Below are 16,101 nucleotides of genomic sequence, written 5' to 3'. Positions count from 1 at the left end.
TTTGGAGTGATAAGCATATTTTGAATATATATCGATGGCAAAAATTTTAACTAAAAAAGAGAGGAAAATGTTATGTCACTAAATATTTCAAGCAAACAAATGGACATTACCCCTGCAATTCGTACCCATATTGAGGAACGTTTAGCTAAGTTAGAAAAATATCACACCCAATTGATAAATCCACACTTTATGTTAATTAAACAACCAAATACATTCCAAGTTGAAGCAACTATTGGCACCCCTTTAGGAGATTTAGTTGCAAAGGCAGAACACGAAGATTTATATAGTGCAATTTTTGATGTAAAGAAAAAATTAGAAGGACAATTAATTAAGCTTAAAGAAAAACAAGAACATTAATTAACTTCTATTAGAAATATATATTAATATAGGACTTAATGAGATATCTTATTAAGTCCTATCCTTTTATTCAAAAATTAATTTTAGTTTTCTTCAAAAAAACTATAAAAAAACAAAAATCTGTCTAAAAGAATATAATGACATACTTTATTAGACAGATTTTTTAGAATTTTAAATAAAAACTTAAATTATTTATTGTGCAGTCTGTTGAATTTTATCACCAGCCTTCTCAACATCTTTACCAACACCTTCCACTGTGTTACAAGCAGTTAAGAAAGTTGCACTTGCTAAAATTGCTAATACTAATTTTTTCATAAAAAGCTCCTTTATTTTTTTGTTATGAAAACGACTTCAATATAACAACTCTAAATTATAAATGCAACAATTAAAATTAAATTAATAATCTAATTCATCTTTATAAAGCTCATAATCCGCTTTTAATGTTTGAATAAGTTCAACAAAGTCATCAGGCAATGGTGAATGCCATTCCATTAACTCACCTGTAATAGGGTGTTCTAAGCGTAGCATAATAGCGTGTAATGCTTGACGTTGGAAACCACGCAATACACTTAAAAATTCTTCGCTCGCACCTTTCGGTGGGCGAGGTCTGCCACCATAAAGTTGATCACCTAATAATGGGTGAGCAATATGTGCCATATGCACACGAATTTGGTGAGTACGCCCAGTTTCCAAACGTAAACGTAAGCGAGTGTAGTTACGGAAACGCTCCATAATACGATAATGGGTTACAGCCGGTTTTCCCATTGGGTGAACCGCCATTGCAGTACGCTTAGTCGGGTGGCGAGCCATTGGTTCATCAACTTTACCGCCTTGAGTCATAATGCCGCTTGCGACTGCTTCATACTCACGCGTAATACGGCGTTTTTGTAATGCTGTTACTAGGTGAGTTTGGGCTGGAATATTTTTCGCCACCACCATTAAGCCTGTAGTATCTTTATCTAAACGATGCACAATGCCGGCTCGTGGGACTTCTGCAATCGGCGGATAATAATGCAACAACGCATTTAATACCGTACCATCAGGATTGCCCGCTCCGGGGTGAACCACTAAATCTTTTGGTTTATTGATAACAATAATATCGTCATCTTCATACACAATATTGAGCGGAATATCTTGCGGTTCAAAACGGATTTCCTCTTCTACCTCAGCCGTAATTTCAACAATTTCGCCGCCAAATACTTTTTCTCGTGCTTTATTGACAATATTGCTGTTTACTTTTACTAAATCGCTTTCAATCCACACTTTAATACGTGAACGTGAATAATCCGGAAAAAGTTGTGCCAGAGCTTGATCTAAACGAGCTCCCAATAAATCAGCGGTAATTTCTGCGGTTAAAATCTTTTTTTGAGTAGTCATTAAAATATAAATCCTAATTAGTCATTTGCTTACTTGCGTGATGTTATATAAAATAGTGAGATGAACTTCACGAGTTATTCTAAGTCTGAAGATATTGTACATTAACTTTTGGTCTTAGACACTTTTTATAGGTAAAACATATGCGTAAAATTAAAACTCTTGCCACATTATTATTAGCAGGACTTGTTGTGGGTTGTTCAAGTTCTAATAAAGACATTGAAGAATCAAACGCCCAAGATCTATATAGCAAAGGACAAACCTATTTACAAGACGGAGATTATAACTCTGCTATTCGTTATTTAGAGGGCGTTGGTACTAAAGGAGGTCAATATTCAGGTATTGGTGAACAAACCCAATTAAGTTTAATTTATGCACAATATAAAGTGGGCGAATATTATAAAGCATTAGATGCCGCAGAACGTTTCGCCCGTTCTTACCCAAATGCAGCCAATATGGATTATGTATTCTACCTAGCCGGTCTTTCAAATGCACGCTTAGGCGATAATTTTATCCAAGATTTCTTTAAAGTAAATCGTGCTTCTCGTGCAGTGGATAATGTGCGTAACGCTTACGGTAATTTCCAAACTATCGTTCAGCACTATCCACAAAGCCAATATGCTCAAGATGCTCAAAATTGGATGAACTATTTATTCAACCGTTTAGCCGAGCACGAATTATCGATCGTAAAATTCTATGATAAACGTAATGCGTACGTTGCAGTAGTAAATCGCGTAGAAGAAATGTTGCGTTTCTATCCAAATACCGAAGCAACTAAAAATGCCCTTCCTTATCTGAAAGAAGCATTTAAACAAATGGGTATTCAAGATTCAGAGCAAAAAACCGAACTATTAATTAAAGAATACGAAAATAAAACCTTACCAAACCCGGCAAAACCGGAATATGGTGAACAATTCTAATTAAATATACCAGAATATTAGGGGCGGTTTCGCCCCTTTTGGCTTTATAACTTATTAGCTCATTAGGAAATTATGCGAATTTTAGGTATTGAAACCTCTTGCGATGAAACCGGCGTTGCCATTTATGATGAAGAAAAAGGCTTAGTAGCAAACCAGCTCTACAGCCAAATTGATATGCACGCTGATTATGGTGGTGTTGTGCCGGAGCTTGCTTCGCGAGATCATATCCGCAAAACGCTCCCACTCATCCAAGAAGCCCTAAAAGAAGCTAACCTTCAGCCTTCCGATATTGATGGTATTGCTTATACCGCCGGTCCGGGCTTGGTTGGAGCATTATTAGTAGGCTCAACCATTGCTCGCTCTTTAGCTTATGCGTGGAATGTGCCGGCTCTTGGCGTTCATCATATGGAAGGGCATCTGCTTGCTCCTATGTTGGAAGAAAACGCTCCCGAATTTCCGTTTGTGGCGTTATTAATTTCAGGCGGACACACTCAATTAGTGAAAGTCGATGGTATCGGCAAATACGAATTAATGGGCGAATCTATTGACGATGCTGCAGGTGAAGCCTTTGACAAAACCGGCAAATTACTCGGTCTGGACTACCCTGCAGGTGTGGCAATGTCCAAACTTGCGGAATTAGGCACACCGAATCGTTTTAAATTCCCACGCCCGATGACTGACCGACCTGGCTTAGATTTCAGTTTCTCCGGCTTAAAAACCTTTGCTGCAAATACAATCAAAGCGAATGCCAATGAAAATGCTGGAATTGACGAACAAACTCGTTGCGATATTGCTCACGCGTTCCAACAAGCGGTAGTGGATACTATTTTAATTAAGTGCAAACGGGCATTAGAACAAACAGGCTATAAACGGCTAGTGATGGCAGGCGGTGTAAGTGCCAACAAGCAATTACGTGCCGACGTTGCCGAAATGATGCAAAAACTCAAAGGCGAAGTATTTTACCCTCGCCCGCAATTTTGTACCGACAACGGTGCGATGATTGCCTACACAGGTTTTTTACGTTTAAAAAACGGCGAATACAGCGATTTAAGTATTAGTGTAAAACCTCGCTGGGCGATGACCGAACTACCGCCAATTAAATAGCATTGCAAGCGGTCAAATTTCTTGATAGTTTTGCAAAATTTTATAAAAAATGACCGCTTGTAAAATTGAAGATATCACTTATGAACAATTATGTAATTAGTCTGACTTCTGCACAAGATCGTAGAAATCATATTGAAGCAGAATTTGATAAGCAAAATATTCCTTTTCAATTTTTCGATGCAATCACTCCAGATATAATGCAAAATAAAGCATCTGAATTAGGAATAAACATTTCCCAAAGTACGCTAACTAAAGGTGAAATATCTTGTGCACTAAGCCATATTGCACTATGGCATTTAGCTAAGGAAAAAGATTTAAATTATATCTGTATATTTGAAGATGATATTTACTTAGGAGAAAATATAAAGCCTTTCCTAAGTAATAATTATATTAATGAAAATATTGATATTGTTAAGTTAGAAAAGAATATTTCTATTGTTGAAACAGGAAGAGTAGCTGATCAATCCTATAATAGTAGGAAGTTATATAAACTAAAATCTACCCATCCGGGTACTGCTGGTTATCTCATTACACGAAAAGGAATTTCTTATCTTCTCAATAAGATTAAAAACCTCCAAGATATTGAAATTGATAATTTGATGTTTAATCAATTCTTAAAGGATGAGAATTATACTGTATGGCAACTTCAGCCAGCTTTGTGTATTCAAGATGCAATATTAAATGAAAAACAAATATTTCATACTACAATTAGTGGTAGAGAAAATAGAAATTCAAAATCTAAGAAAAAACTAAACCTAGGCCAGAAACTTAAGAAAGAGATCAATAGAATAAAACGAAAATTCAAATTACGCTTCTTCGGTAAACAAATTACTTTCAAATAATCACATTTTAAGGACAAAAAATGAACACAGCACAATTCCATCAATCTGTTGAACAAGTTTGGCAGCAAATTGAAGAAAAAATTGATGACGAAGGTTTATCGGTTGATACCGAAATTCAAGGTGCAGTTTGTACTTTAACATTTGATGACAACTCACAAATCGTTATTAATAAACAAGAATCGATGTTAGAGCTATGGCTTGCTAGCAAACTGGGTGGTATTCACTTCAAAAACATTGATGGTGAATGGATTACAGATGAAGGTCGCACCTTCTGGCAACATTTAGAAGAAGCCTTTGCTCGACACGGAGAAACTATTTCTTTCTAATTATTTGTAAGGATGTACTGATGTGTATCCTTTATATTACATTTGCAAATTTTTTCCAAAAATAAACCGCTTGCGTTTGAATGTTGACTTTATCAACGGCTCCGAAGGAGCAAGCGTAGCGAGTAAAAATAAATCGCTTGCGGAGGCACACAGTGTGCTTCCCCACATATAAAAATAATGAACACCACCGCAATTTCTGTTTTAAATAATGTTTTTGGTTATCAAAAATTCCGAGATGGGCAAGAAGAAGTCATTTCTGCTGTGTTGGAAAATCGTGATTGCCTTGTTATTATGACAACAGGTGGTGGAAAATCCCTTTGTTACCAAGTACCTGCTCTATGTTTGGATGGTATAACACTCGTTATTTCCCCACTGATTTCGTTAATGAAAGATCAGGTAGATCAGCTTATCACCAACGGTATTGAAGCGGCTTATCTGAATTCCACTCAAACGCTCGAAGAACAACAACTTGTAGAGCAAAAAGCCTTATCAGGTAAATTGAAATTACTTTATCTTTCTCCTGAGAAAGTGATGACACAAGGCTTCTTCCACTTTATCTCGCTCTGTAAAATCAGTTTTATTGCCGTGGATGAAGCCCATTGTGTTTCCCAATGGGGACACGATTTCCGTCCTGAATACACCTTGCTTGGTGGCTTGCGAAACACTTTTCCCAATGTGCCGTTAATGGCACTAACCGCCACAGCCGATCCAACCACACGGGCGGATATTCTGCACCATTTACGATTAAATGATCCGCATATCTATTTAGGCAGTTTTGATCGCCCAAATATTCGCTATACGGTGCAAGAAAAATTTAAACCGCTTGAGCAGTTGTTGAAATTCATCAATAAACAGCAAGGCAAAAGCGGGATTATTTATTGCAATAGCCGAAAAAAAGTGGAAGAAATTACCGAAAAACTGGCTTCCAGAAATATCAGTGTGTTGGGCTATCACGCAGGAATGAGTTTTGAGCAGCGAGAATTTGTGCAGAATGCTTTCCAGCGAGATGATATTCAAATTGTAGTCGCAACCATTGCTTTTGGAATGGGCATTAATAAATCCAATGTACGTTTTGTGGTGCATTTTGATTTGCCTCGTTCTATCGAATCTTATTACCAAGAAACAGGGCGTGCAGGACGAGATGATCTCCCGTCTGAAGCGGTACTTTTTTACGATCCTAGCGATTATGGCTGGCTACAAAAAATCCTTTTAGAAGAACCAGAAAGTGAGCAAAGAGATATTAAACAGCATAAATTACAGGCCATCGGCGAATTTGCAGAATCGCAAACTTGTCGCCGTTTAGTCTTGCTAAATTACTTTGGCGAACATAAACAAGAAGATTGCAAAAACTGTGATATTTGCTTAGATCCACCGCAGAAATACGATGGATTGCTTGATGCCCAAAAAGTGATGTCAGTTATTTATCGTACAGGGCAAATTTTCGGTCAGCACCATATTATTGCGGTACTGCGTGGAATGAATAACCTAAAAATTCGGGAGCATAACCACGACCAACTTTCCGTTTACGGCATCGGAAAAGAAAAAAGCCAACATTATTGGCAGAATGTGGTTCGCCAGCTTATTCATTTGGGGCTGATTATTCAAAACATCGCAAATCACTCTGCCCTGCAATTAACCGAAAGTGCCAGACCTTTTTTACGTGGAGAGAAACCATTACAACTAGCATTACCACGCTTAGGTATTTCCGCTACTGCATTTGTGCAAAAACAAGCAAGTCATCGTTACGATAAAGACTTATTCGCTCGTCTTCGCTTCTTGCGTAAGCAGATTGCTGATAAGGAAAATATTCCGCCTTATATCGTATTCAATGACGCCACTCTACAAGAAATGGCAGAGTTCTTACCAACTTCAAAAGTAGAAATGCTTGAAATAAATGGTGTAGGAGAGCGAAAATTTGAACGATTCGGTCAAGCATTTATGACATTAATCAAAGAACATCAAAATAACTGAAAATAGGGAGCTAAATACGGGTTTATTATTGCATAAGCATTGAAAATCCTATAGAATCCGCACGTTTACCTGTTTTTTATACAACAAAAACAGGCACTATAAAAATATTTAGCCGCTTACAAGCGGTCTTATTTAACCAAAAATTTACTAGAAGGAATAAGGCTATTAAACCTGTAAAACGTGTTCAAACAAATCGCGCACACCGTCTTAATGAAGAAATTCGTGGCGTGAAAGAAGTTCGCTTAACTGATGAAAATGGCGAACAAGTTGGTATCGTCTCTATTCAAGAAGCATTAAGCCGTGCTGAAGAAGCTGAGTTAGATTTAGTGGAAATCAGCCCAAATGCAGAACCGCCTGTTTGCCGCATCATGAACTATGGTAAGTTCATCTACGAAAAAGAAAAAGCGGCAAAAGAGCAAAAGAAAAAACAAAAAGTAGTACAAGTGAAGGAAATCAAATTCCGTCCGGGTACAGATGAAGGCGATTACCAAGTCAAATTGCGTAGTATTCTTCGCTTCTTAGAAGATGGCGATAAAGTAAAAATTACTGTTCGCTTCCGTGGACGTGAAATGGCTCATCAAGAAATCGGTATGGACGTTTTAGAACGTGTAAAAGCAGATACAGCTGAAATTGCAGCGGTTGAATCTGCACCGGGCAAATTGGAAGGTCGCCAAGTGGTGATGGTTATTGCACCAAAGAAAAAATAATTCACTTGCAAAAAGCGAGCGTATTCTGTAAAATTCGCTCGTTTTTCGTTAAGAGAAACGAAAGCAGACAGGCACACTCAGCAGCCTGAGCTGCTTTTTTAGATTGCAGTGAAAGCTGCAAAGTAGCGTAATTAGTGCAACCAAGTAACTCATAAGAGTTCGCCTGATTATTCATTTAAACTAAAACAATGCGGAGTTTTTTAACAATGCCTAAAATTAAAACAGTACGTGGTGCTGCTAAGCGTTTCAAAAAAACAGCTTCTGGCGGTTTCAAACGTAAACAATCTCACTTACGTCACATTTTGACTAAGAAAACCACTAAACGTAAACGTCACTTACGTCACAAATCAATGGTAGCGAAAGCTGACCAAGTTTTAGTAGTAGCGTGTTTACCATACGCATAAGCCTAAGGCTGCGTTAAAAACACAAACGTACGAATAGTAATTCTTAGGGGCGAAACTTCGTCCACCCAATCAAAATAGACAATTTAGGAGATTAAATAATGGCTCGTGTAAAACGTGGTGTTATTGCAAGAGCACGCCATAAGAAAGTTCTTAAGGCTGCTAAAGGTTATTATGGTGCGCGTTCACGTGTTTATCGCGTTGCGTTCCAAGCTGTGATTAAAGCTGGTCAATATGCTTACCGTGACCGTCGTCAACGTAAACGTCAATTCCGTCAATTATGGATTGCTCGTATCAACGCTGCAGCACGTCAAAACGGTTTATCTTACAGCAAATTCATCAACGGCTTGAAAAAAGCTTCTGTTGAAATCGACCGTAAGATTTTAGCTGACATCGCTGTATTCGACAAAGTGGCTTTCGCTGCTTTAGTTGAAAAAGCAAAATCTGCTCTTTAATCTTAAAGAATAGAAATTAGGACGCCTTAGGGCGTCTTTTTTTGTTGGAATAGTCTCAATTTAGTGAATTAATTGGAAAATAAGCGGTCAAATTTAGGCAATTTTTTACAAATAGGGAAAGAGAATGAAAAAAATCATTGTAGTGACGATGTCTGTGGCATTAGCTGCTTGCTCAACACCGGTTCAGCAAAGCACTGTACCGATGGATACGCAAGCCGTTCACGATTACCAACAACGGATAATAAGTAAACAAACCGTGGATAAAAATAACAAACAGAACGACGAACCGCTGAACCAAAGCGACAGACGCTCAAAAAGTACTGTAGTAACACCTGTTCGCCCTGTGATTTATCCGACCATTGGCGTGGGCTACCATCACGGTTGGGGCGGCTACCGTTACCGCTATTAGATTAGCTATTTTTGAGCGTATCAAAAATCACTTCCGCCAAAGCTTTAGAAATGCCCGGTACGGATTGAATGTCCTCTAGGGTTGCCGATTTCACGCCTTGCATTCCGCCTAAATATTTCAATAAAGCTTGGCGACGTTTAGCTCCAACGCCTTCAATACTTTCTAAACCACTTTCAGTAAAGGCTTTTTGGCGTTTTTTACGGTGCCCGCTGATAGCATGGTTATGGGCTTCATCTCGAATATGTTGAATTAAATGCAAGGCAAGGCTATCTGGTGGTAAATGAATTTCCTTATCCCACTTGTTAATAATTAGTGTTTCTAAGCCAGCCTTACGTTCAACCCCTTTTGCCACACCAATAAATAAAGGCTTGGTTTTATCCCATTTCACCTTTAGTGAATTAAAGGTTTCTAACGCTCGATTCAACTGCCCTTTACCACCATCAATAAAAATAATATCCGGAATTTTTTCAGACGATAAATCCTTATCATACCTCTTGCGTAATGCTTGCTCCATTGCAGCATAATCATCACCGCCTGTAATGCCTTCAATATTAAAGCGCCTATAATCTGATTTCAGTGGCCCTGTTTCATCAAACACCACACAAGAGGCTATTGTTTGATAACCCATTGTATGGCTAATATCAAAACATTCCATTCGTTTAATTTCTGCTAGTTGCAATACCTCTTTCAAAGCTTGATAGCGACTTTGAATACGAGTATCTTTCTTAAGTTGTAAAGTTAAAGCCGCCATCGCATTAGTTTTGGCTAGAGCAAGATAGCGATGTTTTTCTCCCCGAGTACCTTTATCTAAAATCGTTACCTTATGCCCTGCCTGCTCGCTTAAAATTTGGCTTAAGGCTTCTGCTTCACTAAGTGGATAATCCAGCACAATTTGGTTTGGAATGGTGCGGTGTTGGTTCATTTGTAAATAGAATTGCCCAACAAAAGTATCAGCAAGCTCAGATAAATCGGTATTGTTCGGCACTTTCGGGAAATAGGAACGGTTGCCGAGAACCTTGCCTTGTCGCACAAACAAAATATGCACACAGGCAATTCCGTGCTGGTAAACGATAGAAATGATATCAAGATCATCTAAACGAACATTAGACACAAATTGCTTTTCTTGCACTGCTCGCACAGATTGAATTTGATCACGAAACCTTGCAGCTGCCTCAAAATCAAGATCATCAGCGGCTATTTCCATTTTCTCAACTAAATGCTCTACAACTTGCTGATCTTTTCCCTGTAAAAACAGACGAACCAAATTGACCTGCTGATCGTATTCTGATTGCGAATAAACACCCTCTACACAAGGGGCTAAGCAACGCCCAATCTGATATTGCAAACAAGGGCGAGAACGATTTTTATAGTAGGTATCTTCACACTGACGAATCGGGAAAATTTTCTGCAATAGATTTAAGGTTTCCCGTACTGCCGTTACATTTGGATAAGGTCCGAAATATTCCCCTGCAATTTTTTGACTACCACGGAAAGCCGTTACACGAGGATGCTGATGTTTCGTTAATAAAATATAGGGGTAAGATTTATCATCACGTAATAAAACATTATATTTCGGTTGGTGTTCCTTAATATAATTATGTTCAAGCAACAATGCTTCTGTTTCAGAATGCGTAATCGTCGTTTCAATATTGGCAATATTAGAAACAAGAGCTTCCGTCTTTTTGCTGGAAAGCTGGCTACGGAAATAGCTTGATAAACGCTTTTTTAAGTCTTTCGCTTTACCTACATAAATAATTTTTCCACCATTATCGTACATACGATAAACACCAGGTTGATGAGGAACATCAGCAAGGAAAGATTTTGAATCAAATTCAGACATTGAGGTTGATAATAAATTAGAGAAGGTGCAATTGTAGATATTTCCTACAATTGCAAGAAAATAATAAAAATAGACCGCTTACGACTTCAACAAGCTGCCTTTGGAAGCATTCAAATATTGCAACATCGACCAAATAGTTAAACCTGCCGCAATATAAAGTAGAATAAAGGCTAAAATTTCCATTGCTTCACTTTGTCGCCAAATCATTCCGCCTAAGGCTAACATTTGAGCGGTTGTTTTTACTTTCCCCCAAATTGAAACGGCAACGCTTGCTCTCTCACCGAGCTCTGCCATCCATTCACGCAATGCAGAAATAATAATCTCTCTGGCAATCATAATACAGATTGGAATGGTAACCCACCAAGTATGGTAATGCTCCGCCACACAAACAAAAGCAACAGCAACCAGTACTTTATCTGCGACAGGGTCTAAAAATGCCCCAAGTCTTGTTGTTTGGTTCCATTTACGGGCTAAATAGCCATCAAACGCATCAGTAATAGAAGCAATGAAAAATATTAAGGTAGCAATTTCTGGAGCATATTTAGTCGGCAGATAAAACGCCACAATAAAAAGTGGTATCATTCCGACACGAAATAAAGTTAAAAAAGTTGGGAAATTAAGCTTCATAACAAAACTAAAGGAACAAGCAGTAGAATTGCGTTAAGTGTAACATAACTAAATTATTTTTTTTACTCCCCTGTTACAAAATCGCATTGACTTTACAATAAATTACCGCTAATTTAAGACTTGATTTATGGGAATTTATCCATACATATCAATCCGTCGGTTTTTCCGATTTAAAAACAAAAACAGAAGGAATTTTTATGGAAAATCGTTTAGCTCATAGTTACTCAACATCTGAATCACTGATTAGCACTCACAAAGTGCTTCGCAATACCTATATGTTATTGGCAATGACACTGACTTTCTCAGCTGTTGTTGCTTTTGTTGCAATGCAAATGAACGCACCGGCAATGCCTTGGTGGGGCTTATTAATCGGCTTTTATGGCTTACTATTCTTAACAAATGCCACCTCAAATAGCAGTACGGGTATCTTAAGCGTATTTGCGTTAACAGGCTTCTTAGGTTATACCTTAGGGCCAATTCTTAACCGTTACATCGGTGCCGGTTTAGGCGATATTGTTGCCCTTGCATTCGGTGCAACGGCATTAGTTTTCTTCGCTTGCTCAGCTTACGTCTTAACCATAAAAAAAGATATGAGTTTCTTAAGTGGAATGATGGTAGCATTATTTGTGGTACTATTAGTCGGCATTATCGCTAATATTTTCTTAGCGATTCCAGCGCTAGGTTTAGCGTTAAGCAGCTTATTTGTTATCTTCTCAAGCGGTGCGATTTTACTTGCAACTAGCAATATTATTCACGGTGGCGAAACAAATTACATTCGTGCAACTGTTGATTTATATGTTTCTATCTATAACCTATTTGTAAGTTTCTTACAAATCTTTGGTGTATTAGGTAGTGATGATTAATATTAAAATATAAGAGGAATGCCACTTTATGTGGCATTTTTATTTTATGTCTATAGAACTGAATAATATCCAATACCCAACTGACGATGCAGGTTATTTGAAAAACCTAAATGATTGGTCTGAACAACTTGCTGAAAAAATCGCAGAAAAAGAACAAATTACATTAACTGCTGAACATTGGGAAATCATCTACTTAGTGCGAGAGTTTTACCAAGAATATAAAACCTCTCCTGCAATTAGAATGTTAGTCAAAGCAATGGCACAAAAATTTGGCGAAGAAAAAGGCAATAGCCGTTATTTGCAACGTTTATTCCCCGACGGACCTGCAAAACAAGCTACAAAAATTGCAGGATTGCCGAAACCTGCGAAATGTTTATGATTAAATTGACTAATTTCCTTGAAATTTCCCTCATTTTTCTATAGAGTTTTCCAGTTATTTTCAAATTACATATAGGTCAAATAATGAACCAATTAGATTTAATCAAATCTTCTATCAAATCTATTCCTGACTACCCTAAAGCAGGGATCATTTTTCGTGATATTACTTCACTTTTAGAGGTGCCTACCGCATTCCAAGCAACCATTGATGCTATTGTGGCTGAATTTAAAGACAAAGGCATTACTAAAATTGTCGGCACGGAATCTCGTGGTTTTATTTTCGGAGCCCCTGTTGCCCTAGCACTTAGTGTGCCTTTTGTGCTAGTTCGTAAACCCAAAAAATTACCGCGTGAAGTAATTTCTCAATCTTATACACTTGAATATGGTGAAGATACGCTAGAAATCCACAAAGATGCTATCAACGCTAATGACAATGTGTTAATGATCGATGATTTATTAGCCACTGGTGGTACTATTGATGCAACAGCTAAATTGATTCGCCGTTTAGGTGGCAAAGTGGAACACGCCGCATTTGTAATTTGGTTACCGGAATTAGGTGGCAAAGAGCGTTTAGAAAAAGAAGGAGTTAAATCCTTCAGTTTAGTGAGCTTTGAAGGCCATTAATCTATTACAAGCGGTCGCTTTTTACTAAAAATTTACTCACTATGTTCGCATTTTGTTTTGTCAGCAAAGTTGATGTTAAAACGCAGACATTTTGCAAAAAATTTAGAAAAAATAACCGCTTGTAAAAATATTCTGTTAAAGAAATCAATGAGTTATCAAGTTTTAGCCCGTAAATGGAGACCACAACGCTTTTCGGAAGTCGTTGGACAACAACACGTTTTATCTGCTCTTGAAAACAGTTTAAGAGAAGATAGGCTTCATCACGCCTATCTGTTTTCAGGCACCCGTGGTGTGGGTAAAACCTCCATTGCTCGCCTTTTTGCTAAAGGGCTAAACTGTGAACATGGCATTACTGCCGAACCTTGTGGTGAATGTGCTAACTGTAAAGCCATTGAAGAGGGACATTTTATCGATCTCATTGAGATCGACGCAGCCTCTCGCACCAAAGTAGAAGATACTCGTGAACTACTGGATAACGTACAATACAAACCCACCGTTGGGCGTTTTAAAGTTTATCTGATTGACGAAGTGCATATGCTCTCTCGACACAGTTTCAATGCGTTACTCAAAACCCTTGAGGAACCACCTGAATATGTTAAATTCTTATTAGCAACTACCGATCCGCAAAAACTGCCGATCACGATTCTTTCTCGCTGTATGCAATTCCATTTGCGTGCGTTAGAGCAATCGCAAATTGCTAAACACCTAGAATTTATTCTCAACGCAGAAAGTATTCCTTATGAAACTATTGCTATTGAAAAACTAGCAAAAGCGGCACAGGGTAGTATTCGTGATTCACTCAGTCTCACTGATCAAGCTATCGCAATGAGTAATGCCAATATTACTCTTGATGCAGTAAGCCAAATGTTGGGACTCATTGATGACAATCAGCCACTCGAATTAGTGCAAGCAATCGCCCAAGCTGATGGCGAAAAAGCAATGGCAATCATTGAGCAAATTGCCGCTAAAGGAGTGGATTGGCAACAATTGCTGAGTGATATTGCAGAAACATTGCACAAAATTGCGATGTTACAATTAGTCAAAACTACCGCCACAGAAGAAACGCTTATTCATTTTCTGGCAAAACAGATGCCACCTGAAGATGTGCAGTTTTTCTATCAACTTATCCTGAACAGCAAAAAAGAGCTGCCTTTTGCCCCTGAACAACGTGCAGGCGTGGAGATGGCAATTCTGCGAGCTTTAGCTTTCCACCCGAAACAGGCAGAAAGGATAGCAACTGTCGTAATGCCAAGCGTATCTGCTGCTCCACAACCTAACAATACTGTTGCCAATATTCAACCAAAGCCACAAAATCAGATTTCTCAACTAAGAGAAAATTTTGAAAAAAATCAACAAAAGTCTGTAATTGTTTCACAGCAAGCACCTGTAACAGAATCTGTAATGCAGAAAGAAGAAAATACAGCTACTCTTTCTCCTGCAATGGCTGCACTAGAGGCTCGTAAAAAATTACAGCAACAGCAAGCGAATTTAGCTCAAACTGAAAAAAAAAAGCCTGAGTTGACCCCTCCTCAATTTATTGCAAAAAAATCGGAAAATTCGACCGCTTCATTGCAAGAGCGGTTTATTCAATTCGCTGAAAATCAACAACAAACACCGCGACAATCTGCTCTAAAAGCAGAAAACAAGCAGAAAAGTGTAGATGATGAAGATTACCGTTGGACGTGGCTCAATCCTGAATTAGAAAACCAAGCTGACAGCGCCAAACCATCAGATATCAAACAAGCTATTTTGCAAGAACGTACACCTGAACTAGTGGCAAAAACCATTAATTTATCTTGCCAACAAGATAGATGGTGTGAGATTGCTAACTCACTTAATTTAGGTGGTTTTTCACGCCAAATTGCCTTAAATAGCTATTTAGATAAATACGCAGATAACCATCTTTCATTAGTATTAAAGCCCAATATGGCACATTTAGATAATGTGGAATCTCGTAAAAATTTAGAAGTAGCATTGGTTGAAAAAGGCTATAGTTATGATTTATCCATCGGTGATAATGCAGATAAACAAACGCCGTTAGAAATTCGTCGGGCAATTTTCAAGCAACTCACTGAAGCAGCCAAATCTGCTTTGCTGAACGATGAAAAATTAATGTTACTTCGCAACGCTTTCGATGCACAAATTGATGAATCAACCATTCGAGCCGTTGCACAGAGTGAGTAAATAGATGAAAGCATTAGAATTAATTGATCTTGTGAAAACCTACCCAACCGGTGTTAAAGCGGTCAAAGGGATCAACCTCATAGTGGAACAAGGAGATTTTTATGCTCTACTTGGGCATAATGGGGCGGGTAAATCTACCACCATTGGTATTATTAGCTCGTTAGTCAATAAAACCAGTGGTAGAGTAAAAGTATTCGGCTACGATTTAGATACGCAAAAAGTAGAATTAAAGCACCAAATTGGTTTAGTACCACAAGAATTTAACTTCAATCAGTTTGAAAAAGTGATTGATGTGTTGGTACAACAAGCCGGTTTTTATGGTATTCCACGCAAAGAGGCTCTTATTCGTGCCGAAAAATGGTTAAAACAGCTTGATTTGTGGGAAAAACGCACACATCTCACCCGTGAACTTTCCGGCGGTATGAAACGTCGTGTGATGATCGCCAGAGCCTTAATGCACAATCCGAAACTGCTAATTTTAGATGAACCCACCGCAGGTGTGGATATTGAACTCCGCCGCGCATTATGGGATTTCTTACGGGATCTGAACAATCAAGGCACAACGATTATTCTAACTACCCACTATTTAGAAGAAGCAGAAATGTTATGTCGCCATATCGGCATTATTCAAAATGGTGAATTGATTGAAAACACCTCAATGAAAGCCTTGCTTGCGAAATTAGAAAGCGAGGTGTTTGTGTTGGATTTGCAAAATTCTG

18 protein-coding genes and 1 pseudogene are annotated in these 16,101 nt (G+C 38.2%); 15 read left to right on the top strand and 4 right to left on the bottom strand.

Features of this window, described 5'->3' with window-relative positions; translation table 11 throughout:
- The first annotated feature begins 72 nt into the window (after positions 1-72).
- Entirely contained in the window at positions 73-357 is a 285-nt protein-coding gene (gene hpf, locus A6B40_RS00095; RefSeq protein WP_112110773.1) for a ribosome hibernation-promoting factor, HPF/YfiA family, read from the top strand.
- Positions 358-549: 192 nt separating this feature from the next.
- On the opposite strand, the gene A6B40_RS00090 is transcribed toward hpf, so the two are convergent.
- On the bottom strand, positions 550-672 hold the full coding sequence (locus A6B40_RS00090; RefSeq protein ID WP_038643048.1) for an entericidin A/B family lipoprotein: 123 nt from the start codon (positions 670-672) through the stop codon (positions 550-552).
- An 81-nt stretch (positions 673-753) separates the two neighbouring features.
- A complete protein-coding gene (gene rluD, locus A6B40_RS00085) occupies positions 754-1,734 on the bottom strand; it encodes a 23S rRNA pseudouridine(1911/1915/1917) synthase RluD (RefSeq protein ID WP_176671187.1) in 981 nt (326 codons plus the stop codon).
- Positions 1,735-1,874: 140 nt separating this feature from the next.
- Between rluD and A6B40_RS00080 the strand changes: the two genes are divergently transcribed.
- The 9 genes from A6B40_RS00080 to A6B40_RS00040 all read left to right on the top strand — a co-directional run bounded on the left by A6B40_RS00080 (position 1,875) and on the right by A6B40_RS00040 (position 8,866).
- Entirely contained in the window at positions 1,875-2,651 is a 777-nt protein-coding gene (locus A6B40_RS00080) for an outer membrane protein assembly factor BamD (protein WP_176671186.1), read from the top strand.
- Positions 2,652-2,723: 72 nt separating this feature from the next.
- A complete protein-coding gene (gene tsaD, locus A6B40_RS00075) occupies positions 2,724-3,755 on the top strand; it encodes a tRNA (adenosine(37)-N6)-threonylcarbamoyltransferase complex transferase subunit TsaD (protein ID WP_176671185.1) in 1,032 nt (343 codons plus the stop codon).
- 80 nt (positions 3,756-3,835) lie between these two features.
- Positions 3,836-4,597 (top strand): glycosyltransferase family 25 protein, encoded by a 762-nt coding sequence (locus A6B40_RS00070; RefSeq protein ID WP_176671184.1) that lies wholly within the window; start codon positions 3,836-3,838, stop codon positions 4,595-4,597.
- Between the two features lie 20 nt (positions 4,598-4,617).
- A complete protein-coding gene (gene cyaY, locus A6B40_RS00065) occupies positions 4,618-4,923 on the top strand; it encodes an iron donor protein CyaY (RefSeq protein ID WP_025247517.1) in 306 nt (101 codons plus the stop codon).
- 177 nt (positions 4,924-5,100) lie between these two features.
- A complete protein-coding gene (gene recQ, locus A6B40_RS00060; RefSeq protein WP_176671183.1) occupies positions 5,101-6,894 on the top strand; it encodes a DNA helicase RecQ in 1,794 nt (597 codons plus the stop codon).
- Between the two features lie 227 nt (positions 6,895-7,121).
- Positions 7,122-7,601, top strand: a complete 480-nt coding sequence (gene infC, locus A6B40_RS00055; RefSeq protein WP_025247515.1) for a translation initiation factor IF-3 — start codon at positions 7,122-7,124, stop codon at positions 7,599-7,601.
- 206 nt (positions 7,602-7,807) lie between these two features.
- Complete coding sequence (gene rpmI, locus A6B40_RS00050; protein ID WP_005596065.1) at positions 7,808-8,005, top strand: 50S ribosomal protein L35; 198 nt, start codon at positions 7,808-7,810, stop codon at positions 8,003-8,005.
- Between the two features lie 98 nt (positions 8,006-8,103).
- Positions 8,104-8,457 (top strand): 50S ribosomal protein L20, encoded by a 354-nt coding sequence (gene rplT, locus A6B40_RS00045; protein WP_005596075.1) that lies wholly within the window; start codon positions 8,104-8,106, stop codon positions 8,455-8,457.
- 124 nt (positions 8,458-8,581) lie between these two features.
- The gene (locus tag A6B40_RS00040) at positions 8,582-8,866 is read left to right on the top strand and encodes a hypothetical protein (RefSeq protein ID WP_025216988.1); all 285 of its coding nucleotides are present in this window, start codon (positions 8,582-8,584) and stop codon (positions 8,864-8,866) included.
- Position 8,867: 1 nt separating this feature from the next.
- Here the strand turns inward: A6B40_RS00040 and uvrC are convergent, their stop codons facing one another.
- Positions 8,868-10,706, bottom strand: a complete 1,839-nt coding sequence (uvrC, locus tag A6B40_RS00035; RefSeq protein ID WP_176671182.1) for an excinuclease ABC subunit UvrC — start codon at positions 10,704-10,706, stop codon at positions 8,868-8,870.
- 78 nt (positions 10,707-10,784) lie between these two features.
- Positions 10,785-11,333, bottom strand: coding sequence for a CDP-diacylglycerol--glycerol-3-phosphate 3-phosphatidyltransferase (gene pgsA / locus A6B40_RS00030; RefSeq protein WP_025216986.1), 549 nt, complete (start codon positions 11,331-11,333; stop codon positions 10,785-10,787).
- Between the two features lie 197 nt (positions 11,334-11,530).
- Here pgsA and A6B40_RS00025 point away from each other — a divergent pair, with 197 nt between their 5' ends.
- The 5 genes and pseudogenes from A6B40_RS00025 to A6B40_RS00005 form a co-directional block, all read left to right on the top strand.
- Positions 11,531-12,196, top strand: a complete 666-nt coding sequence (locus A6B40_RS00025) for a Bax inhibitor-1 family protein (RefSeq protein WP_176671181.1) — start codon at positions 11,531-11,533, stop codon at positions 12,194-12,196.
- A gap of 28 nt (positions 12,197-12,224) precedes the next feature.
- Positions 12,225-12,575 (top strand): TusE/DsrC/DsvC family sulfur relay protein, encoded by a 351-nt coding sequence (locus A6B40_RS00020; protein ID WP_025216984.1) that lies wholly within the window; start codon positions 12,225-12,227, stop codon positions 12,573-12,575.
- Between the two features lie 83 nt (positions 12,576-12,658).
- Entirely contained in the window at positions 12,659-13,198 is a 540-nt protein-coding gene (gene apt, locus A6B40_RS00015; RefSeq protein WP_176671180.1) for an adenine phosphoribosyltransferase, read from the top strand.
- Between the two features lie 147 nt (positions 13,199-13,345).
- Positions 13,346-15,382 (top strand): DNA polymerase III subunit gamma/tau, encoded by a 2,037-nt coding sequence (dnaX, locus tag A6B40_RS00010; RefSeq protein ID WP_176671179.1) that lies wholly within the window; start codon positions 13,346-13,348, stop codon positions 15,380-15,382.
- Between the two features lie 4 nt (positions 15,383-15,386).
- Positions 15,387-16,094, top strand: a pseudogene (locus tag A6B40_RS00005) (ABC transporter ATP-binding protein); the annotation flags it as partial.
- Positions 16,095-16,101: the final 7 nt, after the last annotated feature.

This window comes from Mannheimia varigena, assembly GCF_013377235.1.
Classification (GTDB): domain Bacteria; phylum Pseudomonadota; class Gammaproteobacteria; order Enterobacterales; family Pasteurellaceae; genus Mannheimia; species Mannheimia varigena.
This window is presented reverse-complemented; position numbering and strand designations above follow the sequence as displayed.